Below are 22,563 nucleotides of genomic sequence, written 5' to 3' on the forward strand. Positions count from 1 at the left end.
ACCAAAACCGGGCCGCAAAGCGGCCCAATTATCAGTGGCTCAGTTGCTCGATCTTCTGGTTCAACGCCAGCACATTGACCACCGGCGGGCCGATCAATGGGTGGAGGGTGGCCTCTTCCTGCAAGGCTTGCAAGCGCTCCACCGGCAGCTGCCGTGCCGCCGCCACACGCGGGATCTGGTAGGCCACAGCCTCCGGCGGCAGGTGTGGATCAAGGCCGCTGCCCGAGGTGGTGAGCAGCGCCTGCGGCACGGGCACCTGCTGTGCCTGGAACAACGTAGCCGCATCGCCCTTCACCCGCTCAGCCAGCGCCGGGTTGCTTGGCGACAAGTTGCTGGCGCTGCTGGCGACGGTAGCGTAAGCACCTGCCGAAGGCCGCGAATGGAACCAGCCATCGCCCTGGAAATCCTGGGCGATCAGTGCCGACCCCCGCACCTGGCCATGCTCATCGCGCACCAGGCTACCGTTGGCCTGGTTCGGGAAGGCGACCTGGGCAACACCCGTCACCGCCAGCGGATACAGCACGCCAGTCAGCAACGTCATCAACAAAGCCAAGCTCAACGCCGGGCGAACATAAGCATTCATGGCGGCCTCCTCAGACCAGGTTCAGTGCATTGAGCAGCAGGTCGATCAGCTTGATGCCGGCAAACGGCACCACGATGCCGCCCAGCCCGTAGACCAGCAGGTTGCGCCGCAGCAGGTGCGCCGCACTGGCGGCCTGCACCCGCACACCTCGCAGCGCCAGTGGAATCAGCACGATGATGATCAGTGCGTTGAACACGATGGCCGACAGGATCGCGCTCTGCGGGCTGGCCAGGTGCATCAGGTTGAGCACGCCCAGCTGTGGGTAAATGGCAGCGAACAGCGCCGGTAGGATGGCGAAGTACTTGGCCACGTCGTTGGCAATGGAGAACGTGGTCAACGCACCACGGGTGACCAGCAACTCCTTGCCAACCTGCACCACGTCCAGCAGCTTGGTCGGGTCGCTGTCCAGGTCGACCATGTTCGCCGCCTCACGCGCGGCCTGGGTGCCATCGTTCATGGCCATGCCGACATCAGCCTGGGCCAGTGCCGGGGCGTCGTTGGCGCCGTCACCGCACATGGCCACCAGGCGGCCGTCATTCTGCTCCTGGCGAATGCGCGCCAGCTTCTTCTCGGGCGTGGCCTCGGCCAACACATCATCCACCCCCGCTTCGGCGGCGATGGCTGCGGCGGTCAGCGGGTTGTCGCCTGTCACCATCACCGTGCGAATGCCCAGCTTGCGCAGCTCGGCGAAGCGCTCGCGGATACCAGGCTTGACCACGTCCTTGAGGTGAATGACACCCAGCAGGCGTTTATCGATGCACACCAGCAATGGCGTACCGCCGCTTTGGGCGATGCGCTCCACTTCGCGGGCCAGCGCCGGGGGCATTTCCAGGCGTTGCATGCCAACGAATGCCAGCACCGCATCGACGGCGCCCTTGCGGTAGCGATGCTGCTGGAAGTCGATGCCCGACAGGCGGGTCTCGGCACTGAAGGCCACGGCTTCGAACTGCCCGGCAGGCGGTTCGACAAAGTCATGCAACTGGCGCAGGTATTCGACAATCGACTTGCCTTCGGCAGTGTCGTCGGCCAGCGAGGCCAGCAAAGCGCCCTCCCCCAGCTCGCGGGCGGTAATGCCCGGTGCAGCATGCAATGCGCTGCAGCGGCGGTTGCCGAAGGTGATGGTGCCGGTCTTGTCGAGCATCAGCGTGTGCACGTCACCGGCCGCCTCGACCGCGCGGCCCGAGCGGGCGATGACGTTCAGCCGCACCAGCCGGTCCATGCCGGCGATGCCGATGGCCGATAGCAGGCCGCCGATGGTGGTGGGGATCAGCGTCACCAGCAGCGCGGCCAGGAAGATCAGCGGCAGGCTGCCACCCACGAAGTGAGCGAACGGCTGCAAGGTCACCACCACGATCAGGAAGATCAGGGTCAGGCCGATCAGCAGGATGTCGAGGGCGATTTCGTTCGGGGTCTTCTGCCGCTTGGCGCCTTCGACCAGGGCGATCATGCGGTCCAGGGTCGACTCGCCCGGGTTGCTGGTGATGCGAATCAGCAGCCAGTCGGAGACCAGCCGCGTATTGCCGGTCACCGCCGAGCGGTCGCCGCCGGATTCGCGGATCACGGGCGCGGACTCGCCGGTAATGGCGGCCTCGTTGACGGCCGCGATGCCTTCAAACACTTCGCCGTCACCGGGGATCATCTCGCCGGCTACCACACGTACCACGTCGTCCTTGCGCAGCGCGCTGGCAGCGACCGTCTCAAAGCTGCCATCACGCTGGCGTCGCTGAGCGGTCAGGCCTTGGCTGCCAGCCTTGAGGCTGTCAGCGCGGGCCTTGCCCCGGCCTTCGGCGAGGGCTTCGGCGAAGTTGGCGAACAGCACGGTAAACCACAACCACAGGGCGATCTGCACGGCAACGCCAGTACTCACGCCACCACCGGGGGCGAAGCACAGCACGGTGGTCAGCACCGCAGTCAGGGCCACCACCAGCATCACCGGCGAACGTTTTAGCTGGCGCGGGTCGAGCTTGACGAATGCCTGCACCAGCGCCGGGCGCCATAGCGCGGCGAAGCGGGTCTGGTCCTTGGCACTGTGCCGGGTGTTCACTTCAGGAATGGGCATGTTCATGATCGGTCCTCAAAAACCCAGGCTCAGGTGTTCGGCGATTGGCCCAAGGGCCAGGGTCGGCAGGAAGGTCAGGCCACCGACCAGCAGGATGGTCACCAGCAGCAGGCCGGTGAACAGCGGGCCGTGGGTGGGGAAGCTGTTCTGCCCCTGCGGCGCGCTTTTTTTCGCCGCCAGGCTGCCGGCCAAAGCCAGGATTGGCAGGATGTAGCCAAAGCGGCCGATGAGCATGGCCAGGCCGATCATCAGGTTGTGGTACACCGTGTTGGCAGCAAAGCCGGCGAAGGCCGAGCCGTTGTTGGCGGTGCCCGAGGTGTAGGCATACAGCAGCTGGCTGAAGCCATGCGCGCCTGGGTTGCTGACCGCCCCCGCAGGGCCAGGCAGGCTGGCGGCGATGGCGCCGAGCACCAGCACGCCGACCGGCATCACCAGCAGGGTTGCCACCAGCAACTGCACCTCACGGGCCTGCAGCTTCTTGCCCAGGTACTCCGGGGTACGGCCAATCATCAGCCCGGCCAGAAACACTGCAATCAGCACAAACAGCAGCATGCCGTACAACCCGGCGCCAACACCGCCGAAAATCACCTCGCCAACCATCATGTTGACCATGGCCACCATGCCGGTCAGCGGGTTGAGGCTGTCATGCATGGCGTTGACCGAGCCGTTGGAGGCAGCGGTGGTGGTTACCGTCCACAACACCGAACCGGTGGTGCCGAAGCGGCTTTCCTTACCCTCCATGGGTGCTGCCTGCTGCACCTGGGCGCTTTCCAGCGCCGGGTTGGGTTGGTGCTCGGACCACAGCGCCGTGCCGCCGCCGATCAGAAACAGCGCCAGCATGCAGGCGAGGATGGCACGGCTTTGGCGCAGGTCCTTCACGTAATGGCCGAAGGTGAACACCAAGGCCACCGGAATGAGGATGATCGACGCCACTTCGAACAGGTTGCTCCAGGCCGTGGGGTTCTCGAAGGGGTGCGCCGAGTTGACACCGAAGAAGCCGCCACCATTGGTGCCCAGTTGCTTGATGGCGATCTGGCTGGCGGCAGGGCCCAACGGAATGGTCTGGTCAGCACCTTGCAAGGTCAGCGCGTGGGCGTAATCGGCAAAGGTCTGTGGCACGCCCTGCCATACCAGCAACAGCGCCAACAGCAGGCACAGCGGCAGCAAGCCGTACAGGGTAGCGCGGGTCATGTCGACCCAGAAATTGCCCAGCGTCGTTGCGCTGCGCCGGGCAATACCACGGCACAAGGCAACCAGCACGGCCAGGCCGGTGGCAGCACTGACGAAGTTCTGCACGGTCAGGCCAAGCATCTGGCTCAAGTAGCTGACCGACGCCTCACCGCTGTAGGCTTGCCAGTTGGTGTTGGTGACGAAGCTGACTGCGGTGTTGAACGCCAACGACCATTCCTGGCCAGGCAGGTGCTGCGGGTTCAATGGCAGGTAGCCCTGCAACAGCAGCACGGCGAACAACAGCAGGAAGCCGGCCAGGTTGAACACCAGCAGGGCCAGGGTGTACTGCCGCCAGTTCTGCTCCTGGCTGGCGTTCACACCCGCCAGCCGATAACAGACCTGTTCGACCGGGCCCAGCAGCGGCGAAAGCCAGGTACGCTGGCCTTCCATGACCTTGAAGTAGAACCGCCCGAGCCAAGGTGCCGGTAGCAGCACGATGGCGAAGAATGCCAGGAGCAAGGCGAAATCGTAACTGTGCATGGCCGCTCCCTAGCTGCGATCGGCGCGCAGCAGCGCCACCAGCAGGTAAAACGCCAATGCCACCGCCAGCAGCAGTGACAGCCCGTCGAGCATGTTCATGTGTCGTTCTCCCCGTATGCGGCTTGGGCCGCTTTGGGGAAATTGTCCGTGGGAGGGGTGTAAAGGGGCGAGATCGAGGGGTAAGGGTGGGTATAAAGAATGCGTAAAGATCAGCTTCTTTGGGCTACCTGTACCGGCCTCTTCGCGGGGTTATCCACGAAGGGGCCGGTACAAGCTTACTGCTGGGGTGGCTGCTGTGCGGCGTTACGGCTCCAGTCCAGCAGCAGGCTGTAACCGACCGCCAGCAAGGTCGGCCCGATGAACAAGCCAATGAAGCCAAAGGCAAGCAAGCCACCGAACACGCCCAGCAACACGATCACCAGCGGCAGGTTGCCGCCACGGCTGATCAGGTAGGGCTTGAGCACGTTGTCCACGCCGCTGATGACGAAGGTACCCCAGATACCCAGGAACACCGCCATGCCGTACTCGCCCTTCCACACCAGCCAACCGGTGGCCGGGATCCAGGCCAGTGGCGGGCCCATGGGGATCAGGCTGAGCATGAAGGTCACCAGGCCCAGCACGATCGCCCCGGGCACCCCGGCGATCAGGAAGCCGATGAGCGCCAGCAGGCCCTGTGCGGCCGCCGTGCCGATCACCCCGTTGACCACCCGCTGCACGGTGCCGGCAACCAGTTGCAGGTAATACTCGGCACGCTCGCCCATCAGCCGGTGCAGCAAGCGCAATACGAAGGCCGCCAGGCGTGGCCCGTCGCGGTAGAAGAAGAACACGAACACCAGGCTCAGGGTCAGTTCCAGCACACCGCTGCCGATCTGTGCGCTGCGCGCCAGCAACCAGTTGCCCACCTGCCCGAAGTATGGCTTGGCCGAAGCGAGCAAGGCCGCGCCCTGTTGGTCGAGCGATTGCCACCAGTTGACCAGGCGCTCACCGACGAACGGAATGCCTCCCAGCCAGGCCGGCGCTTCGGGCAAGCCGTCGACCTGCACGTCACGTACAAACGCCGTGGCATCGCGAATATGATCGGCCAGGTTGAACCCTAGCCACACCAACGGCAGTGCCACGATCAGGATCCAGGCCGTGGTCAGCAGGCTGGCCGCCAGCGTCTCACGTCCGCCCAGCAAGCGCGTCAGCAGGCGCATCAACGGCCAACTGGCAAAGGCCAGGATGGCCCCCCACAGCAACGCCGAAATGAAGGGCGCCATCACCCAAAGGCCGGCACCCAGCAACGCCAGCAGCAGAATCTGGACCAGCAGGCGATCATTGTTAACCATGGTGGCGCTCGTTCAACGGATCAGTTCAAGGTGCAGGCCGTCTGTAGGCGCACTGCCGACTTCAAGACGGCCATTGCGCACCCCGGCCTTGATCAGCGCCTCGCGCCAGGCTTCGGCCTGGGCGCCGCTGAGGCTGGCGCGCAAGGTGCTGTCGAGGTTCAGGCTGCGGGCCAGCAGGTTCACCCAGGTGTCTTGCGGCGCAGCAAGGTCAGGGTAGTCGAGCTTGCCGGTGTCGCGCATTTCGCGCAGCACCGTGGCGGCGGTAGGCAGCAGCTCGCCCAGCGGGCTGCCGGCGACGAACTCTTCCACATGCAGGTAGGCACGGCGGTTGCCACGGGTAACGCTGTACAGCGCAACCAGGGTGTCGGCCTCGTCCGCGGAGCGGCGTAGCAGGATGAACGCCTGCTGCTCGTCGCCACCGTTGAGGCGGGCATTGGCGAACACGTCGTTGGCCCACAGGCTAGCCTCACCGCAATCGCGCCCCTGGCACCAGAACAATGGGTAGCCACCGTCGCGCTGCAGTTCTTCGCGGGCACTGGTGAAGGCTTCGCGGGCAGTACGCTCGACGGGCAACTCGTAGGTCACCGAGCTGACTTGGCCACGGCTCTCGACCTTGTCGTCGACCCGCAGGCGACCACTGATCTTGCGTAGCGGGCCCATCGGGTAGACGCGCTCCTGCTCCACGGCCGGACGCTGGTCGACAACCTTGGCGTCCTGCGGTACCGGCAAGCCGCCGGCCCACAATAGGGGGCTGGCGAACGCCAGGCAGGCGGTGATGGCGTTACGGATGGCAACAGGCGCGCTCATTGGCGAACCAGGCGGCGCTTAGCGCCGGAAAGAAGCTCCAGGATGTCTGGCAGTTGCATGGTTGTCTCCCTGTTCAACCCGCCAAGCCTCGACACTTGTCCGGTGCAAGTCAAGCAAAGCCAAAGAAGCGATTGATACAGTCTGCGACAAGGGCCGCGCCCTGCTCATCGTTCAGGTGCAGGTGATGGCCGCCGGGCAGCGTCACCTGCTCAAAGGGTAGCTGCTCCAGTAGCGCCGTGTGGCGCGCCAGCATGCCGTCGGCAGCCACCAGCAACTGCGCCGGGCAGCTCACCCGACGCACATGGGCCATGGCCTGTGCTTCACTCAGGCGCACCGGTGATGGCAGTGTTAGGCGGCTGTCGCTACGCCAGCTGTAGCCACCGGGCACCGGCATAAGGCCACGCTGGGCCAGCAGCTCGGCCGCCTCACGGCTGACCGCGACCATGCCTTTCATCCGAGCATGCACACCATCCTCCAGTGTCGCGTACACCGACTTGCGCTTGCCATCCAGCCGCAACTGGGCCTGCAGTGCCATCCCCAAGCGCTCGCCTGCATCCTGCTCGGCGCCGGTCGGGGGGATGACACCGTCGATCAACGCCAGGTGGCTGACCCGGTCGGGCAAGGCACCGGCCAGTTGTACCGAAATGATTGCGCCAAGCGAATGGCCCAGCAGGGCGAAACGCTGCCAACCCAACTGCTCGGCAACGCGCAGCACATCATGGGCATAGTCGGCCAGGGCGTAACCGGCGCCAAGCGGGCGGTGCTCCGAGTAACCGTGCCCGGCCAGGTCCAGGGCGACGATGCGCAGCCCTTTCAGTCGCGGCGCCAGGCGGGCGAAGCTATTGGCGTTGTCCAACCAGCCATGCAAGGCAATCACTGGCAGCCCGTCTTCAGGGCCGAACAAGTGCGCAGCCAGTTCGATATGGCCCAGGCTCAGGCGGATTTCCTCGACCTGTGCGCTCATGCCTGGCTCCAGCGGTCAAACAGCCCCTTGATCAGGCTGGCGGTGTCGGCCGGGCGCTCCAGCGGGAACATGTGCCCACCCGGTACGCTGTGGTATTCACCTTTGAGCATGCCGCGCACTGCCAGGGTATGGTGGCGGCGAATGACATTGCTACGGTCGCCACGCACCATGGCCAGCGGCACCTGCAACTGCCGTGCGGGGGCCGGGCTGGTATGAGGGATGCTGCGGTAGATGCTGATTTCCGTAGCCGGGTCGAAGCGCAACTGCAGGCCCTGCTCCACGGCCTGCAGGCCGTGCTCTACATAAGCGTCGAGGCAGTCGGGATCGAAATGGCGGAACAGTGACTTGCGGGCGAAATAGTCCCGGGCGCTGTCACGGTCCTTGAAGGTTTCGCGGCGCCCCAAGGTGCGCCCGGCGGGGGTGATTCGGTCGATGAAGCCCAAGCGCTTGGCAGTGCGCAGCAGCCACTGGTCGGCACGGGTGAGCACGGGGGAATCGAGCATCACCACCCCACGGTAGTACTCGGGGCAGCGCAAGGCGGCGTGCAGGTGCAGCACCCCACCCAGCGAATGGCCGACGCCCCAGATGGGCTGATCCTGTTGCGCCAGGTGATGCAACAGCTCATCGACCAGGCTTTGCCAGTTTTCGTCCACCGGAAAACGCGGATCATGCGCGTGCTGGGCCAGGTGCTGCACCTGATAGTCCGGCGCCAGCGCTGCGAACAGCTTGCCGTAGGTGGCCGAGGGGAAACCATTGGCATGGGCGAAGAAGATCTGCTGCGACATGGCGCCAGGTCCGCACGGGAGTGATGGCCTATTGTCGGCATCCCGGTGCGGTTCGGCAATGTCCGTAAAGGTCATCGGCGAGGGCTATCAGGTCATGCCGAGCGGTCGAAGCTGCTCAGCGAACGGCGCAGGCAGGCTTGCATGTAGGCCAGTTGGCTCTCCAGCGCTTCGCGGGCCAGGCGCTGGTCGTGATAGTCCAGTTGCAGCCGGCGCAAGGCCAGGCAACTGGTTTGCAACAGGTGGGAGACACGTATGCAGGCGTCCTGCAGGGCGCGCAGGTCCAGCTCGCTTTGCTGCCTGACAGCAGGTTCCAGTTCGAGGTTGCCGTTTACCGTGTGCATCAGGTGGTAAAGCTTGGCGTCGGCCGATTCGCGCAGCAGGCTGTATTGCGCGAAATCCAGCGAAGTACCCTGATCAACCTGGTCTATGGTGGGTTGCAGGTCCAGGGAGCTCAATAGCTCCCGCATCACACCGCTCATTCGCTGCTCCCTGCCTGATTGACTTTGAGCAACGCTAGCAAGAGGCCATAAAGCGCGGCAACTGGCAAAAATACCAGTTGCCTTCTTGATGGCCAGGGCCACCGTGCAACACCAAGCTCAACCCGGTGAGCTGATCACCCGAAGCGTCATGAGCCCTGCCAGTGGCCAATCCCCTTCCAGCTCCGCCAGGCTGGCAGTGCTCATGGCTGCCGGCTGCTGCTTGTGACCATGCTCCAGCACTCCGACCAAGGTGCCCACCAACGGCTGGTGGCTGACCAGCAGTACATGCTCAAGCCCCAGGCGTTCGAGCTCGCCGATGACCTGCTGCACATCACTCTCGGGCGTCAGCCAAGGCACGGTGCGCACCGGCTCGGCGAAGCCCAGGGTGTCATGCACCAGCACCGCCGTCTGCTGTGCGCGCACGTAAGGGCTGGCGATGATGGCCTGCAACGGTTGCCCCAGCAGGCGAGCGGCGCTGTGCAGCACCTGCTCGCGGCCATGGGCGGTCAGCCGGCGCTCGGCATCGGTATTGGCCCGTGGCTCCGCTTCCCCGTGGCGCAGCACCCACAGTTTCACAGCTTGGGTTCCTCGTCACGCACCGGGTGTGGGGCCGGGGCCACGGCATGGGCGGCTTCACCTTCGGGCGCACGCGGGGCCGGCCAGTCCGCGAACGGCCAGGGCTTCTGGTCGCTGTGGAAGCTGCCAAAACGGCCGATTTGCGCCAGGTACTGGCTCAAGCTATCGCCGAAGTTCATCAGGCTGGCACTGGGCGCGCCGTACACCAGACGGTAGATCAGCTGGACCAGCACCAGGCCACCCAGCAGCAGTTCGGCCAGTTGCCAGACCACCAGGAACACCAGCATCCACAGGACCCGCAGGATGATCGACTCGCGCTGGGCGCGTTCGGGCGTATCGTTCATGTGTTGCTCCTTGCTTGTGTCAGAGCCACCAAGGGCTCAGTTGAAACCGCTGATGGAAATGAAGTCGACATCGGTTTTGGGCTCGGCACGCATCAGGTGCTCGATCACTTGGTTCAAGGTGCGCCCTTCGAACAGAATGGCATGCAGGCCAGCCACCAGCGGCATGTACACCTGCACTTCCTGAGCCTTGGCCTTGAGCACCTTGAGCGTGTTGACCCCTTCGGCCACTTCGCCCAGGCGGTTGACCGCCTCTTCCAGGCTGTGCCCCTCGCCCAGCGCGTAGCCAACCTGATAGTTGCGGCTCTTGGGCGAGGAGCAGGTGACGATCAGGTCACCGACACCGGCCAGGCCGAGGAAGGTCATGGGGTTGGCACCTTGGCTGACAGCAAAGCGCGTCATTTCAGCCAAGGCCCGGGTAATCAGCATGCTCTTGGTGTTCTCGCCCATCCCCAAGGCCACGGCCATGCCGGCAATGATCGCGTAGACGTTCTTCAGCGCCCCGCCCAGTTCGACGCCAAAACGGTCGGCACTGGCGTAGACGCGGAAGGTACGCCCGTGCAGCACGGCCTGCACCTGCTGGCACAGCTTTTCGTCTTCACTGGCCACCACTGTGGCAGTCAGTGCGTGTTCGGCGATCTCGCGCGCCAGGTTGGGCCCCGACAACACGCCAATACGCGCCTGGGGGGCGATTTCTTCAAGTATCTGGCTCATCAGTTTGAAGCTTTGCGCTTCGATGCCTTTGGTCAGGCTGACCAGGCCCTTGCCGCGCAGCAACTCGGCATGCGGTGCCAGCACGCTGCGCAACGCGCTCGATGGCAGGGCCACGAAGACCAACTCGCTGGCCTGCAGGGTAGCGAGCAGGTCGTTGACCGGTTCGACGCCATCGTGCAGGCGGATGCCCTTGAGGTAGCGCGGATTCTCGCGATTGACGCGCATGGCCTCGGCCTGCGCCGGGTCGCGCATCCATTGGCGCACTGGTACACCGTTTTCCGCCAGCAGGTTCGCCACGGCGGTGCCGAAGCTGCCGCCTCCCAGAACTGCAACAGGTTGCTGTTCAGTCATATCCAATCCGTTAAAGCCAAAAGTTAAGTGGCGACCCCGCCATTATACGGCTCGCCTGCTACAGAACCAGTACAGGTAACCCAGATCACTGGCAAATACGCCAAGGTCAGTTACCATGCCTGTTTCAACTCTGATACAAGGCTGCTCCGTGTTCCCTGGCACGCCCCCGTACCCGCGCCTGCTCATACTGACTGCCCTGCTCGGTGGCCCAGCCGTGGCCGACGACCTGTTCATCGACACGTCCGACCTGCCACAGGTTCTGACCGCCACACGCCTGAAACAATCCCCGGCGGCGGTCCCGGGCAGCATGACGGTCCTCGACAGCGAGCTGATCCGCGCCAGCGGTGCCCGTGACATCCCTGAGCTGCTGCGCCTGGTACCCGGCATGATGATCGGCTACGGTGCCGGCAACCAGCCCACGGTCAACTACCACGGCAGCAACGTCAACGACGCACGCCGCATGCAGGTTTTGATCGATGGCCGCTCGGTGTACCGCGCAGGCCTGGCCACGGTTGACTGGAGCGACATTCCCCTGGCCATGGAGGATATCGAGCGCATCGAGGTGTTCCGCGGCCCAAACACCGTCAGCTACGGCGCCAACGCCCTGATGGCGGTGGTGAACATCCTCACCCGCAACCCCGCCGACAGCCATGGCACGCGGCTGAAGGTGACCCGCGGCCAGGATGGCATCAACGATTTCTACGCCAGCCACGGCTTTGGCTGGGACGGCGGTGACATGCGCCTGTCGGTGTCGGGCCAGCAAGACGACGGCTTCGATGAAAACCAGTTCGGCCAGGACTACCGCGACAGCCGCCGCCTGACCCGCTTCAACCTCAGTGCCAGCCACAACCTGGCGGTTGACCAGACCCTGGAATGGCAACTGGCGGCAAAGGAAGGTAGCAACCAGCGGCCTTATACCTATCAGCCGGTGTTCGCCAAGTACGAGGCAGGCAACAACGCAGACGTCAATGCCAAGGACTATGCCGGCTCGTTGCGCTGGACCAAGGATTTCAGCTCCGAGCACAGCCTCTATATTCAGGGTTCGGCGCAGCATTTCGATCGCCAGCAGGTATGGCGCGCCTGTGATGCCTTGGAATCGTTCAGCGCCGAACTGACCCAGCTCTGGCAAATGAACCCCGACTTTGCCGAAAAAGTAGCGCGCGGTGTCGCCCTGGGCGACCTGCCAACGACCAGCGACCCGGTGTTGAGTGCCCTCTCGAACAAAGTGCAGGAGCAATGGAAGGCCGGCGGCAACCAGCCGGTCTGCGGCGATGTCGACCAGAGCACCCGCGAAACCCGCTACGACCTGGAGATCCAGGATACCCTGAGCCTGACCGACAGCCTTCGCCTGCTCAGTGGCATGAACTACCGCTATGACCGTGCCGACTCGCAGACCTACTTCAACGGCAGCCTCGACGACCAGACCTGGCGCCTGTTCGGCCAGCTGGAGTGGCGCGCCGACGAGCACTGGATCCTTCAGGGCGGGGCCATGTTCGAAGACTCGCGCCTGTCTGGCAGCTCGCTGACGCCACGTGTCGCGGTCAACTACCTGATCACCCCACGCCATGGCCTGCGTGCGGTGTATTCCGAGGCAGTGCGCTCGCCCGACATGTTCGAGAACAACGTCAACTGGAGCTACACGGTCAAGAACCTCAGCACCAACGCGTTCGGCCAGCAGCACGGTGAATACTTCGTCAAGACCCGTGGCCCCGGCGACCTCGACCAGGAACGCATGCGCTCGCGCGAGCTGGGCTACAACGGCTTTTTCAGCGACATTGGCTTGAACATGGATGTGAAGCTGTTCTACGACGAGATCACCGGCATGATCAGTGAACCGCTGAAGAACAACCAGTACATCGCCAGCAACGCCAACAAGGCCCGGTTCAGCGGCAGCGAGGCACAATTGGATTGGCGCCCGACCCTGCGCGACCGCCTGCGCCTGACCTACGCCTACGTCGATGCCTGGGCCAGCAACCCCGACGACCGCCGCCTCAGCGCCCACAACAGCGGCTCGGCCGGGTGGATGCGCGAATGGGGTGCCGGCTGGTCGAGTGCACTGTTCTACTACGGCGACGATGCTCTCAACCAGTACCGCTATGAACGCCTGGACCTACGCCTGGCCAAGCGCTTTCGAGTGGATGGCAGCAACCTGGAGCTGGCAGCGCTGTGGCAGCAGCGCCTGGACGATGAGCCAACCACGGCAGTCCAGAACCGCTTCGACAGCCGCCACCGCCTGAGCGTCAGCGCGGAGCTGGAGTTCTGATGGCCCTGTTGCTGCGCCTGTTGCTGCTGTGCCTGTGGCCGCTGGGGCCACTGTCGGCCAGTGAAATCCTGCTGGTGGGGGCTGAGGACCAGCCCGGTATCCGCAGTTTCGTCGCCGCGCTGGAAAGCCGCCGGCCCCACGACCATGTTCGTTTCCAGACCACCGCCGACCTGCCGCGCCCGAGCAAGCTCAAAGCCGACCAGCGTTTGATCCTGCTCGACAGCTCCGCACTGGAGTGGCGGCTGGGCGAAACCGCCGGCCCACCGGCCCTGGCCATGCGGGTCAGCCGGGTACAGGCTGAACAGCGCCTGGGAAAGTCGCGCCCCGCGTTTCTCACCTTGCTGTGGAGTGACGCGCCGCTGGGCCGGCAATTGCGCCTGGCGCGCTACCTGCTGCCGCAGGCCCAGCGCATTGGGGTGTTGTACGGTGAGCACAGCAGTTTCCTGCTCGACGAATTGCGCCATGCCGCACGCCCCTTGGGCCTGGAGATCATCGCCCAGGACTGGTCCGACCCGCGTGACAGCCGGCCGCTGCAGCATCTGCTGGGTAGCAGCGATGTGCTGCTGGGCCTGGACGACCCCAACCTGTACAACTCCAAGACCGCGAAGAACCTGCTGCTGAGCAGCTACGGTCGACAGATGGCCCTGATCGGGCCGAACGCCGGTTTTGTTCGCGCCGGCGCCCTGGCCAGCACCTACAGCGATCAGGACGACTGGCTGGCGGAGCTCGACCAGTTGCTCGATCAGCCGCCTGCGCGCTGGCCGCGCAGCCTGTACCCGACACGCTATGGCGTCAGTGGCAACCAGCAGGTGGCCCGCGCCCTGGGCCTTGAACCGATCGATCCGAACGCCGCCGCCAAGGCCCTGGCCGCAGGAGACCCCACCCCATGACCAAGCGCTTGAGCTGGGACATTCATACCCGCACCCAGATCATCAGCCTCGGCCCTGCCCTGCTGCTGACCTTGCTGTTGATCAGCTTCTTTACCTTCGTGCGTATCCAGGACCTGCGCCAGGAACTCAACCACACCGGGCAACTGATCGCCAACCAGTTGGCACCGGCGTCGGAGTACGGGGTGATTTCGGGCAACAACGAAGTACTTGAAGGGCTGATGCGCGCCACCCTCAGCATCCCGCATGTGCGTTTTCTGGAAGTGCAGGACAGCCGCAACCACATCCTCGTGTACGTGGAGCAGTCCGACGAAAGCGCCAACCGCGCACAACAGGTAGAAGTGTTCCAGGCGCCCATCCGCCTGCAACAGATCCGCCTGGACAACGATTTCCTGCAACAGGGCAAGGCCACCACCCCGGCCATTGGTGACGACTACCTGGGCCGGGTGATAGTCGGCATGTCCGATGATGCCTTCAGCCAGCGGCAACAGGAAATCGTGATCAAGGCCGGGATCCTTGCACTGTTCGCCCTGCTGTTCACCTTTTTGCTGGCTCGCCGCCTGGCCCTGAGCCTGGCCAAGCCGATCAGCGACATGGGGCATGCGGTCAAGGCCATTCAGCAGGGCGAGTACAACACCCCCTTGCCGGTGGTGGACGACAGCGAACTGGGCCACCTGGCGCGTCACATCAACAACCTGGCCAGCGCCCTGGAACAGGCCAGCGATGAACAGAAGCAGGCCATTGCCGAATTGATCCAGGCTCGCGAGGAGGCTGAACAGGCCAACCGCGCGAAATCGGACTTCCTGGCCATGATGAGCCATGAACTGCGCACACCGATGAATGGCGTGCTAGGCATGCTGCAGTTGCTGGAAACCACACCGCTGAGCAGCGAGCAGGCCGATTACACGGCAGTGGCCAGCGAGTCCACCGGGCATTTGCTGAAGGTCATCAACGACATCCTCGACTTTTCGCGTATCGAGCGCGCCGCGCTGCAACTGGAGCACATCGACTTCAATCTCGGCGAGTTGATCACCAGCAGTGTCCAGTCGTTCCAGCACAGCGCCCAGCAGCGCGGCCTGGGCCTGCACCTGGAACTGCCGGCCGGCTTCGAGCAACTGCAGGTGAACGGCGACCCCACGCGCATCCGCCAGATCCTGCTGAACCTGATAGGCAACGCCCTGAAATTCACAGAACGCGGGCAGGTACAGGTCGAAGCACGTTGGCAGGTACTCGATCGGCAACTGATCTGGCTGACCTGCAGCGTGCGCGACACCGGCATCGGCATCGACAGCGACCGCCTGGAAATGATGTTCATCGCTTTCCAGCAGGCCGACAGCTCGATTTCCCGCCGTTATGGCGGCACCGGGCTGGGGCTTTCGATCGCCCGCACCTTGGCCGAGCGCATGGGCGGCAAGCTGCGCGGTGAAAGCCGTGAGGGCCTGGGGTCGACTTTCACCCTGGAAATGCCACTGGCCCTCGCCACCCCTGCCCCCGCCCCACTGAAGCCGCTCACCACTGCGCCAACGATAGTGCCCGACAATGATCAGGTACTGCTGGTAGAGGACAACCCGGTCAACCAAAGCGTCATCGAGGCCATGCTGCGCAGCCTGGGGCTTGCGGTATGCACGGCCGAGGATGGCCTTGAGGCGGTCGACCTGGTTGGCCAGCAGCGCTTCGCCGCCGTGCTGATGGATTGCCGCCTGCCGCACCTGGACGGCTATGAAGCCACCCGGCGCATCCGTCAGTTGCCCAACGGCGCCGGGCTACCGATCATCGCCCTGACCGCCAACGCCTTGCAGGGCGACCGCGAGCGTTGCATGGCCGCTGGCATGGACGACTACCTGAGCAAACCCTTGCGCCGCACCGAACTGCAGCGGGTGCTGCAGCGCTGGTTACCCGGTCGGACAACCGCGACTGGCGATAAATGCTAAAGTGCGGCAGTCTTAAACACTGGACAGGACCTTCATCGGACCTGAAAATAGACGTTTCAGTGCACACCTGTACTTCTTTCGGCAGGTGCGCTGTGACTTTCACCACAACGCAATAGTCTACCTGTAGGCTGCCGTCTCGAAGCCATTGGTTTTCGGGCCGGCCGGGAAGATTCATCCCCTGCCACAGGGGGTTATTGAGGAGCTCGCATGACCAAACAACACGCCTTTACTCGGGAAGACCTGCTGCGCTGCAGTCGCGGTGAGCTGTTCGGCCCAGGTAATGCGCAACTGCCCGCGCCGAACATGCTGATGGTCGATCGCATCACCCATATCAGCGAAGAAGGCGGCAAGTACGGCAAAGGTGAATTGGTCGCCGAGCTGGATATCACCCCGGACCTGTGGTTCTTCGCCTGCCATTTCGAAGGCGATCCGGTCATGCCGGGCTGCCTGGGCCTTGACGCCATGTGGCAGCTGGTCGGCTTCTTCCTGGGCTGGCAGGGTCTGCCAGGCCGTGGCCGCGCGCTGGGTTCGGGCGAAGTGAAGTTCTTTGGCCAGGTATTGCCTAGCGCCAAGAAAGTCACCTACAACATTCACATCAAGCGCGTCCTGAAGGGCAAGCTGAACATGGCCATCGCCGATGGCTCGGTCAGCGTCGACGGCCGCGAGATCTACACTGCCGAAGGCCTGCGGGTCGGCGTGTTCACCTCCACTGACAATTTCTAAGGGTTATTCGCATGCGCCGCGTCGTTATCACTGGTCTGGGCATCGTATCGTGCCTGGGCAATGACAAAGAGACCGTCACCGAAAACCTGCGTAACAGCCGTCCGGGTATCCGTTTCAACCCGGAATACAAGGAAATGGGGCTGCGCAGCCAGGTTTCCGGGTCCATCGACCTCAACCTCGAAGAACTGATCGACCGCAAGGTCTACCGCTTCGTCGGCCACGCCGCGGCCTACGCCTATCTGGCGATGCAGGACGCGATCAAGGACGCTGGCCTGACCGAAGAGCAGGTTTCCAACCCGCGCACTGGCCTGGTGGCTGGCTCCGGCGGCGCCTCGACCCTGAACCAGATGGAAGCGCTGGACACCCTGCGCGAGAAAGGCGTCAAGCGCGTCGGCCCGTACCGCGTTACCCGCACCATGGGCAGCACCGTTTCGGCGTGCCTGGCCACTCCGTTCAAGATCAAGGGCCTGAACTACTCGATCTCGTCGGCCTGCGCCACTTCGGCACACTGCATCGGCACCGCCCTGGAGCAGATCCAGTGGGGCAAGCAAGACATCGTCTTCGCCGGTGGTGGTGAAGAAGAGCACTGGAGCCAGTCGTTCCTGTTCGATGCCATGGGCGCCCTGTCGACCAAACGCAACGAAACCCCGGAACTGGCTTCGCGCGCCTATGACGCCGACCGTGATGGCTTCGTCATCGCAGGTGGCGGCGGCATGGTGGTGGTCGAGGAGCTGGAACACGCCCTGGCCCGTGGCGCCAAGATCTACGCCGAAATCGTTGGCTACGGTGCAACTTCCGACGGCTATGACATGGTTGCCCCGAGCGGCGAAGGTGCCATCCGCTGCATGCAGCAGGCGCTGGCTACCGTCGACACCCCGATCGACTACCTGAACACCCACGGTACTTCGACTCCGGTCGGTGACGTGGCCGAGATCAAAGGTGTTCGCGCCGTGTTCGGCGAGAAGGCACCGAAGATCAGCTCGACCAAGAGCCTGTCGGGCCACTCGCTGGGCGCCGCCGGCGTGCACGAGGCGATCTACTGCCTGCTGATGATGGAAAACAACTTCATCGCCGGCTCCGCCAACATCGATGAGCTGGACCCAGAGGTCGCCGACCTGCCAATCCTGCGTAACACCGAAGAAAACGCCAAGATCGACACGGTCATGAGCAACAGCTTCGGCTTCGGCGGCACAAACGCCACCCTGGTGCTCAAGCGCTGGGAAGGCAAGTAAGACGCTACTGCGGTAAATGAAAACGCCCCGACTGGTTCGGGGCGTTTTTATTTTTAACCTGTCGCACTTATTTCTGCCTGGGCAGTACAGCCAGAAAGTTATCGCGGGCCACTTTGTTGGCCACCTCTATCGGCAAGGCATCCAGAAACGGCTTGAACCCGTGCATCTGCTCACCCAGGCTGCCAAACCGCCCCACCACATCCGACCCCAGCATGAACCGCTCTGGATAGCGCTCGACCAGCGCCAGCCATTCCTTGCGCGGCACGCCTTTGTCATCCAGCAGATAAGGCTGCAGCACACTCCACGACAGGTCGACATACAAGTTCGGGTAGTCCTCCAGCAATCGCGTGAGCACCGGCAACAGAAAACCCATCTGCGTCTGGTGCCGGTGTATCTCCATGCTGCTGCCCGCATGCGCCCAGATGAACCGTGTATGCGGGTGATTGCGCAGTGGCTCTTCAATCTCCGCCAGGTACAGCGGGTTGCGCTCGCGCTTGGAGGTGATGTTGGAATGCAGGAGCACCGGCAGGTCACGCTCGGCCGCCAGATGGTAGATACGCGTCATGGCCTCGTTGTTGGCGCGCGGTGTGTCGCCACTGGTCAGCGCGGTCAGGTCATCGTGGCGGGTGAACACCTCGCCAATGCCCTGCCATAACCCCGGGTTCATTTCGAGCATGCGCTCGATGTGGCTGACAGCGTTCTTGTCCACCGGGTTGAAGCCGGTCAAAAACGGATGAAAGCGTTTTCGTTGCTCAATCGGCAACTGCTCCAGGGCCGCTGCCACATAGGTGTCGGTGGCGCTGTACCAATAGGCATCGGCGTCGTCACCGGCGTAATAGCGTGGGCGCTTGGGTTCGTCTTCGTGCCATTTCTTGGCCACTGGAATGCCGGAAATCATCGACTGCTCGATGCCTGCGGCGTCCATGGCCTTGAGCAACGCCGGCATGCCTTCGCTTTCCTGAAAGAAGTCGACGTAGTGCAGGTGGGCGTCGCTGTAGCGGTAGTCGCGCGCGTGTGCCGCCTGGCAAAGCGAGGCAGACAACATTACGCAGGCCAGCGCTCTGGCAATCATGGGCTGCTTCCTTCTACAAATACGAAAACAGTAGACCGGCCGGCAAACGAGACGGTTCAGCCGAAGCGGGCAAACCGCTATGCTGGGTGCACACCCACCTCGCCTGGAACACACCCCATGAGCAGCCCCCTGATCATCCGCCCGCGCGCCGAATCGGTCGAGGGCCAGCCGATCCTGCGCCCGCTGCCTTCGGCCCAGTGCCGCAGCGTCGGCCCGTTCGTGTTCTTCGACCATATGCTCGAAACCGACTATGCCGCCGGGCATGGCATGGACATCCGCCAACACCCGCATATCGGCTTGTCGACCCTGACCTACCTGTTTGAAGGGGCGATCCTGCACAAGGACAGCCTCGGCTCGGCACAGCGTGTGCTGCCGGGTGATGTCAGCTGGATGACCGCAGGCAGCGGCGTGGCCCACGTCGAGCGCACCCCAGAAGATGCCCTGGCCCATGGCTCGCGCCTGCATGGGCTGCAGGTATGGCTGGCATCGCCGCGCGAGCATGAGCAAGGCCCGGCAAGCTACAGCCATCACCCGGCCGCGAGCCTGCCCGTCAGTGACAGCCTGGGGGTGCGCATCTGCATGATTGCAGGCAGCGGGTTCTGCCTGGAGTCACCGGTACCGGTGCTCTCCCCTACCCTTTATGCCCATGTACGGATGCAGCCGGCAACCACCTTGCCGATACCCACCGAGCATGCGCAGCGAGCACTGTACCTGCTGGATGGCGAGTTGCAGATGAACGACGCGGACGTGGAGCCGTGCAGCCTGGTGGTACTGCCAGAGGGCGAAGACGTGACACTGTACGCGGAGGGTGAGTGCCAGCTGGTGCTGATTGGCGGGGAGCCGCTGGATGGTCCACGGCGGATGAACTGGAACTTCGTGGCCAGTGACCCGGAGCTGATCGAGCAGGCCAGGGCACGCTGGGCGGCGAGGGATTGGCCAGTGGTGCCCGGGGAAACCTCCAGGATCGAGCTGCCACGGTAATGTTGGGGGCCGCGTTACGGCCCCCTGCGATCTCAACGCTGGAACACTTCCGTCAGCAGGTTATGCATCGACCGGAACGCCCGCTCCGAGGTACGGCGGTCGTACTGCATCTTACCCGGCACATTGGCATTCGGGTCGGTGAACGAGTGCACTGCCCCGCCATAGCTCAGCAACTGCCAGTCCACCTTGGCGGCGTTCATCTCGTCCTCGAACGCCGGCAGCTGCTCTTTCGGCACCAATGGGTCGGCAGCGCCATGCAGCACCAGCACCGAGCCCTTGATGCGCTTGGCATCCTCCGGGTTCGGCGTGTCCAGGGTGCCGTGGAACGACACCGCCGCACGCAGGTCGGCGCCGGTACGCGCCAGCTCCAGCGCACAGCAGCCACCGAAGCAAAAGCCGAAGGTTGCAACCTTGCCCGGCTCCAGTAGCGCCTTCGACTGCCCCAGCAACTGCGCCAGGGCTTCCTGCATACGCTTGCGCAGCTCGCTGCGATCATTCTTCAACGGCATCATCGCCGCACCCGCCTCGTCGGCGTTGGACGGGCGCACCGATTGACCGTACAGGTCGGCAATCAACACCACGTAGCCCTTCTCGGCCACTTCCTTGGCGATACGCTCGGCGCCTTCGCCAATGCCCATCCAGTTCGGCGCCATCACCAGGCCGGGCTTCGGCAGCGCACCTGGCTCATAGACCAGGCGGCTTTCATAGGTTTTGCCGGACAGGTGATAAACCAACGATTCGACGATTACCTTGCTCATCAAGCACTCCTTAGCTCACCATGAAAAAAGCCCGCCGAAGCGGGCTTTCCTGTGCATCAACTCAAGCAGACAGCTCGACCAGCAGCTTGTTCAGGCGACGAACGTACGCCGCCGGGTCCTTCAGGCTGTCACCGGCCGCCAGGGCCGCCTGATCGAACAGGATGTGCGACAGCTCGGCGAAGCGGTCTTCGCTCTGCTCGTTGTCCAACTTCTCGATCAGCGGGTGGCTCGGGTTGAACTCGAAGATCGGCTTGGACTCCGGCACCTTCTGCCCGCTGGCTTCCAGAATCTGACGCATCTGCAGGCCCAGGTCCTGCTCGCCAATGGCCAGGATTGCCGGCGAGTCGGTCAGGCGGTGCGACACGCGCACTTCGGCCACGCTGTCACCCAGCGCGCCTTTCAGGCGCTCGACCAGGCCTTCCTTGTCCTTGGCGACTTCTTCCTGGGCTTTCTTGTCTTCTTCCGAATCCAGCTTGCCCAGGTCCAGATCGCCACGGGCGATGTCAACGAAGGCCTTGCCGTCGAATTCGTTGAGGTAGCTCATCAGCCACTCGTCGATACGGTCGGTCAGCAGCAGCACTTCGATGCCTTTCTTGCGGAAGACTTCCAGGTGCGGGCTGTTCTTGACCTGAGCGTACGACTCGCCGGTGAGGTAGTAGATCTTGTCCTGGCCTTCCTTCGCACGGGCCAGGTAGTCGGCCAGGGCGACGCTCTGCTCGCCGCTGTCGTCCTGGGTGGAAGCGAAGCGCAGCAGGCCGGCGATTTTCTCCTTGTTGGCGAAGTCTTCGGCCGGGCCTTCTTTCAACACTTGGCCGAAGTTCTTCCAGAAGCCCTTGTACTGCTCGGGTTCGTTCTTCGCCAGTTTCTCCAGCATGTCCAGCACGCGCTTGGTGAGCGCGGTCTTCATCGAATCGATGATCGGGTCTTTCTGCAGGATTTCACGCGACACGTTCAGCGACAGGTCGTTGGAATCGACCACACCCTTGATGAAGCGCAGGTACAGCGGCAGGAACGACTCGGCCTGGTCCATGATGAACACACGCTGCACGTACAGCTTCAGGCCGCGCGGTGCTTCGCGCTGGTACAGGTCGAACGGCGCACGGGCCGGCACGTACAGCAGCGAGTTGTATTCGAGCTTGCCTTCGACCTTGTTGTGGCTCCAGGCCAGCGGGTTTTCGAAGTCATGGCCGATGTGCTTGTAGAACTCCTGGTACTCCTCGTCCTTCACCTCGGTGCGCGAACGGGTCCACAGGGCGCTGGCGCGGTTGACGGTTTCCCACTCTTCGGCCGGCTGTTCTTCACCTTCAGCGCCAGCCTGCTCTTTGGGCAACTGGATCGGCAGAGCGATGTGGTCGGAGTATTTCTTGACCACGTTGCGCAGGCGCCAGCCATCAGCGAATTCCAGTTCGTCCTTCTTCAGGTGCAGGACGATGCGGGTGCCGCGCTGTGGCTTGTCGATGGTGGCGACTTCGAACTCGCCCTCGCCTTTCGACGACCAGTGCACACCCTCGGCCGCTGGCTGGCCAGCACGGCGGCTGTACACGTCAACCTTGTCGGCAACGATGAACGCGGAGTAGAAGCCCACGCCGAACTGACCGATCAGGTGCGAGTCCTTCTTCTGGTCACCGGTGAGGTTCTTCATGAAGTCGGCGGTGCCGGACTTGGCGATGGTACCCAGGTGGGCGATGACGTCTTCGCGGCTCATGCCGATGCCGTTGTCCTCGAGGGTCACGGTACCGGCGTCCTTGTCGAAGCTCAGGCGAATTTTCAGGTCGGCGTCGCCTTCGAGCAGCTCTGGCTTGGCCAGGGCTTCGAAACGCAGCTTGTCAGCGGCGTCGGAGGCGTTGGAAATCAGCTCCCGCAGGAAGATTTCCTTGTTGGAGTACAACGAGTGAATCATGAGGTGCAGCAGCTGCTTCACCTCAGTCTGGAAGCCCAACGTTTCCTTTTGTGTTTCCACAGTCATGGTCTTCGAAACTCCGATCTGATGACAGTTGGCGCCTGGCGGCCAGTTCGGCC

At 63.6% G+C, this 22,563-nt stretch carries 21 protein-coding genes; 6 read left to right on the forward strand and 15 right to left on the reverse strand.

Translation table 11 applies throughout. The annotated features are described in order from the left end of the window. Positions 1-31: 31 nt before the first annotated feature. From kdpC to APH35_RS07050, 12 genes are all read right to left on the reverse strand, one after another. Positions 32-583: a potassium-transporting ATPase subunit KdpC gene (gene kdpC, locus APH35_RS06995; RefSeq protein WP_060514470.1), complete on the reverse strand. Its 552-nt coding sequence runs from the start codon at positions 581-583 to the stop codon at positions 32-34. 10 nt (positions 584-593) lie between these two features. Then, entirely contained in the window at positions 594-2,648 is a 2,055-nt protein-coding gene (kdpB, locus tag APH35_RS07000; RefSeq protein ID WP_060514471.1) for a potassium-transporting ATPase subunit KdpB, read from the reverse strand. Positions 2,649-2,657: 9 nt separating this feature from the next. Next, positions 2,658-4,352 carry a potassium-transporting ATPase subunit KdpA gene (kdpA, locus tag APH35_RS07005; protein ID WP_012273328.1) on the reverse strand — a complete coding sequence of 565 codons (1,695 nt, stop codon included), beginning with the start codon at positions 4,350-4,352 and terminating at the stop codon, positions 2,658-2,660. 9 nt (positions 4,353-4,361) lie between these two features. Continuing rightward, positions 4,362-4,451, reverse strand: a complete 90-nt coding sequence (gene kdpF, locus APH35_RS07010) for a K(+)-transporting ATPase subunit F (protein WP_003251485.1) — start codon at positions 4,449-4,451, stop codon at positions 4,362-4,364. A gap of 176 nt (positions 4,452-4,627) precedes the next feature. After that, positions 4,628-5,680 carry an AI-2E family transporter gene (locus APH35_RS07015; protein ID WP_012273329.1) on the reverse strand — a complete coding sequence of 351 codons (1,053 nt, stop codon included), beginning with the start codon at positions 5,678-5,680 and terminating at the stop codon, positions 4,628-4,630. A 12-nt stretch (positions 5,681-5,692) separates the two neighbouring features. Then, positions 5,693-6,487, reverse strand: coding sequence for a DUF4892 domain-containing protein (locus APH35_RS07020; protein ID WP_012273330.1), 795 nt, complete (start codon positions 6,485-6,487; stop codon positions 5,693-5,695). 109 nt (positions 6,488-6,596) lie between these two features. Then, complete coding sequence (locus tag APH35_RS07025) at positions 6,597-7,451, reverse strand: alpha/beta hydrolase (protein WP_012273331.1); 855 nt, start codon at positions 7,449-7,451, stop codon at positions 6,597-6,599. Beyond that, positions 7,448-8,236: an alpha/beta fold hydrolase gene (locus tag APH35_RS07030; RefSeq protein ID WP_012273332.1), complete on the reverse strand. Its 789-nt coding sequence runs from the start codon at positions 8,234-8,236 to the stop codon at positions 7,448-7,450. Before APH35_RS07030 ends, APH35_RS07025 begins: the two co-directional genes overlap by 4 nt. Before the next feature lie 92 nt (positions 8,237-8,328). Beyond that, a complete protein-coding gene (locus tag APH35_RS07035; RefSeq protein WP_041166758.1) occupies positions 8,329-8,703 on the reverse strand; it encodes a hypothetical protein in 375 nt (124 codons plus the stop codon). A 129-nt stretch (positions 8,704-8,832) separates the two neighbouring features. Next, on the reverse strand, positions 8,833-9,291 hold the full coding sequence (gene sixA, locus APH35_RS07040; protein ID WP_060514472.1) for a phosphohistidine phosphatase SixA: 459 nt from the start codon (positions 9,289-9,291) through the stop codon (positions 8,833-8,835). After that, complete coding sequence (locus APH35_RS07045; RefSeq protein ID WP_060514473.1) at positions 9,288-9,635, reverse strand: DUF4389 domain-containing protein; 348 nt, start codon at positions 9,633-9,635, stop codon at positions 9,288-9,290. Before APH35_RS07045 ends, sixA begins: the two co-directional genes overlap by 4 nt. Before the next feature lie 36 nt (positions 9,636-9,671). Then, on the reverse strand, positions 9,672-10,697 hold the full coding sequence (locus APH35_RS07050; RefSeq protein WP_060493908.1) for an NAD(P)H-dependent glycerol-3-phosphate dehydrogenase: 1,026 nt from the start codon (positions 10,695-10,697) through the stop codon (positions 9,672-9,674). 115 nt (positions 10,698-10,812) lie between these two features. Here APH35_RS07050 and APH35_RS07055 point away from each other — a divergent pair, with 115 nt between their 5' ends. From APH35_RS07055 to fabB, 5 genes are all read left to right on the forward strand, one after another. Beyond that, positions 10,813-12,960, forward strand: coding sequence for a TonB-dependent receptor plug domain-containing protein (locus APH35_RS07055; RefSeq protein ID WP_012273337.1), 2,148 nt, complete (start codon positions 10,813-10,815; stop codon positions 12,958-12,960). Next, complete coding sequence (locus tag APH35_RS07060) at positions 12,960-13,850, forward strand: hypothetical protein (protein WP_060514474.1); 891 nt, start codon at positions 12,960-12,962, stop codon at positions 13,848-13,850. Before APH35_RS07055 ends, APH35_RS07060 begins: the two co-directional genes overlap by 1 nt. Then, the gene (locus APH35_RS07065) at positions 13,847-15,778 is read left to right on the forward strand and encodes an ATP-binding protein (RefSeq protein WP_060514475.1); all 1,932 of its coding nucleotides are present in this window, start codon (positions 13,847-13,849) and stop codon (positions 15,776-15,778) included. Before APH35_RS07060 ends, APH35_RS07065 begins: the two co-directional genes overlap by 4 nt. Positions 15,779-15,985: 207 nt before the next feature. Further along, a complete protein-coding gene (gene fabA, locus APH35_RS07070; RefSeq protein WP_012273340.1) occupies positions 15,986-16,501 on the forward strand; it encodes a 3-hydroxyacyl-[acyl-carrier-protein] dehydratase FabA in 516 nt (171 codons plus the stop codon). 11 nt (positions 16,502-16,512) lie between these two features. Further along, positions 16,513-17,733 carry a beta-ketoacyl-ACP synthase I gene (gene fabB, locus APH35_RS07075; RefSeq protein ID WP_060514476.1) on the forward strand — a complete coding sequence of 407 codons (1,221 nt, stop codon included), beginning with the start codon at positions 16,513-16,515 and terminating at the stop codon, positions 17,731-17,733. A 67-nt stretch (positions 17,734-17,800) separates the two neighbouring features. On the opposite strand, the gene APH35_RS07080 is transcribed toward fabB, so the two are convergent. Continuing rightward, a complete protein-coding gene (locus tag APH35_RS07080) occupies positions 17,801-18,805 on the reverse strand; it encodes an amidohydrolase family protein (protein WP_060514477.1) in 1,005 nt (334 codons plus the stop codon). Positions 18,806-18,922: 117 nt separating this feature from the next. On the opposite strand from APH35_RS07080, the gene APH35_RS07085 reads away from it, so the two are divergent. Beyond that, entirely contained in the window at positions 18,923-19,786 is an 864-nt protein-coding gene (locus APH35_RS07085) for a pirin family protein (protein ID WP_060493835.1), read from the forward strand. Positions 19,787-19,818: 32 nt separating this feature from the next. Here APH35_RS07085 and APH35_RS07090 read toward each other — a convergent pair whose 3' ends face one another. After that, on the reverse strand, positions 19,819-20,544 hold the full coding sequence (locus tag APH35_RS07090; protein ID WP_012273344.1) for a dienelactone hydrolase family protein: 726 nt from the start codon (positions 20,542-20,544) through the stop codon (positions 19,819-19,821). A gap of 61 nt (positions 20,545-20,605) precedes the next feature. Continuing rightward, entirely contained in the window at positions 20,606-22,510 is a 1,905-nt protein-coding gene (gene htpG, locus APH35_RS07095) for a molecular chaperone HtpG (protein ID WP_012273345.1), read from the reverse strand. Positions 22,511-22,563 lie beyond the last annotated feature (53 nt).

The organism is Pseudomonas sp. NBRC 111132 (assembly GCF_001320565.1).
GTDB lineage: Bacteria > Pseudomonadota > Gammaproteobacteria > Pseudomonadales > Pseudomonadaceae > Aquipseudomonas > Aquipseudomonas putida_P.

Coding starts and splice junctions, on each gene's coding strand:
- htpG (WP_012273345.1), bottom strand. CDS start 22,510: ATGACTGTGGAAACACAAAAGGAAACGTTGGGCTTCCAGACTGAGGTG.
- APH35_RS07065 (WP_060514475.1), top strand. CDS start 13,847: ATGACCAAGCGCTTGAGCTGGGACATTCATACCCGCACCCAGATCATC.
- kdpB (WP_060514471.1), bottom strand. CDS start 2,648: ATGAACATGCCCATTCCTGAAGTGAACACCCGGCACAGTGCCAAGGAC.
- fabB (WP_060514476.1), top strand. CDS start 16,513: ATGCGCCGCGTCGTTATCACTGGTCTGGGCATCGTATCGTGCCTGGGC.
- kdpC (WP_060514470.1), bottom strand. CDS start 583: ATGAATGCTTATGTTCGCCCGGCGTTGAGCTTGGCTTTGTTGATGACG.
- APH35_RS07085 (WP_060493835.1), top strand. CDS start 18,923: ATGAGCAGCCCCCTGATCATCCGCCCGCGCGCCGAATCGGTCGAGGGC.
- fabA (WP_012273340.1), top strand. CDS start 15,986: ATGACCAAACAACACGCCTTTACTCGGGAAGACCTGCTGCGCTGCAGT.
- kdpA (WP_012273328.1), bottom strand. CDS start 4,352: ATGCACAGTTACGATTTCGCCTTGCTCCTGGCATTCTTCGCCATCGTG.
- APH35_RS07045 (WP_060514473.1), bottom strand. CDS start 9,635: ATGAACGATACGCCCGAACGCGCCCAGCGCGAGTCGATCATCCTGCGG.
- kdpF (WP_003251485.1), bottom strand. CDS start 4,451: ATGAACATGCTCGACGGGCTGTCACTGCTGCTGGCGGTGGCATTGGCG.
- APH35_RS07050 (WP_060493908.1), bottom strand. CDS start 10,697: ATGACTGAACAGCAACCTGTTGCAGTTCTGGGAGGCGGCAGCTTCGGC.
- APH35_RS07090 (WP_012273344.1), bottom strand. CDS start 20,544: ATGAGCAAGGTAATCGTCGAATCGTTGGTTTATCACCTGTCCGGCAAA.
- APH35_RS07055 (WP_012273337.1), top strand. CDS start 10,813: ATGCCTGTTTCAACTCTGATACAAGGCTGCTCCGTGTTCCCTGGCACG.
- APH35_RS07015 (WP_012273329.1), bottom strand. CDS start 5,680: ATGGTTAACAATGATCGCCTGCTGGTCCAGATTCTGCTGCTGGCGTTG.
- APH35_RS07020 (WP_012273330.1), bottom strand. CDS start 6,487: ATGAGCGCGCCTGTTGCCATCCGTAACGCCATCACCGCCTGCCTGGCG.
- APH35_RS07030 (WP_012273332.1), bottom strand. CDS start 8,236: ATGTCGCAGCAGATCTTCTTCGCCCATGCCAATGGTTTCCCCTCGGCC.
- APH35_RS07025 (WP_012273331.1), bottom strand. CDS start 7,451: ATGAGCGCACAGGTCGAGGAAATCCGCCTGAGCCTGGGCCATATCGAA.
- APH35_RS07060 (WP_060514474.1), top strand. CDS start 12,960: ATGGCCCTGTTGCTGCGCCTGTTGCTGCTGTGCCTGTGGCCGCTGGGG.
- APH35_RS07080 (WP_060514477.1), bottom strand. CDS start 18,805: ATGATTGCCAGAGCGCTGGCCTGCGTAATGTTGTCTGCCTCGCTTTGC.
- APH35_RS07035 (WP_041166758.1), bottom strand. CDS start 8,703: ATGCGGGAGCTATTGAGCTCCCTGGACCTGCAACCCACCATAGACCAG.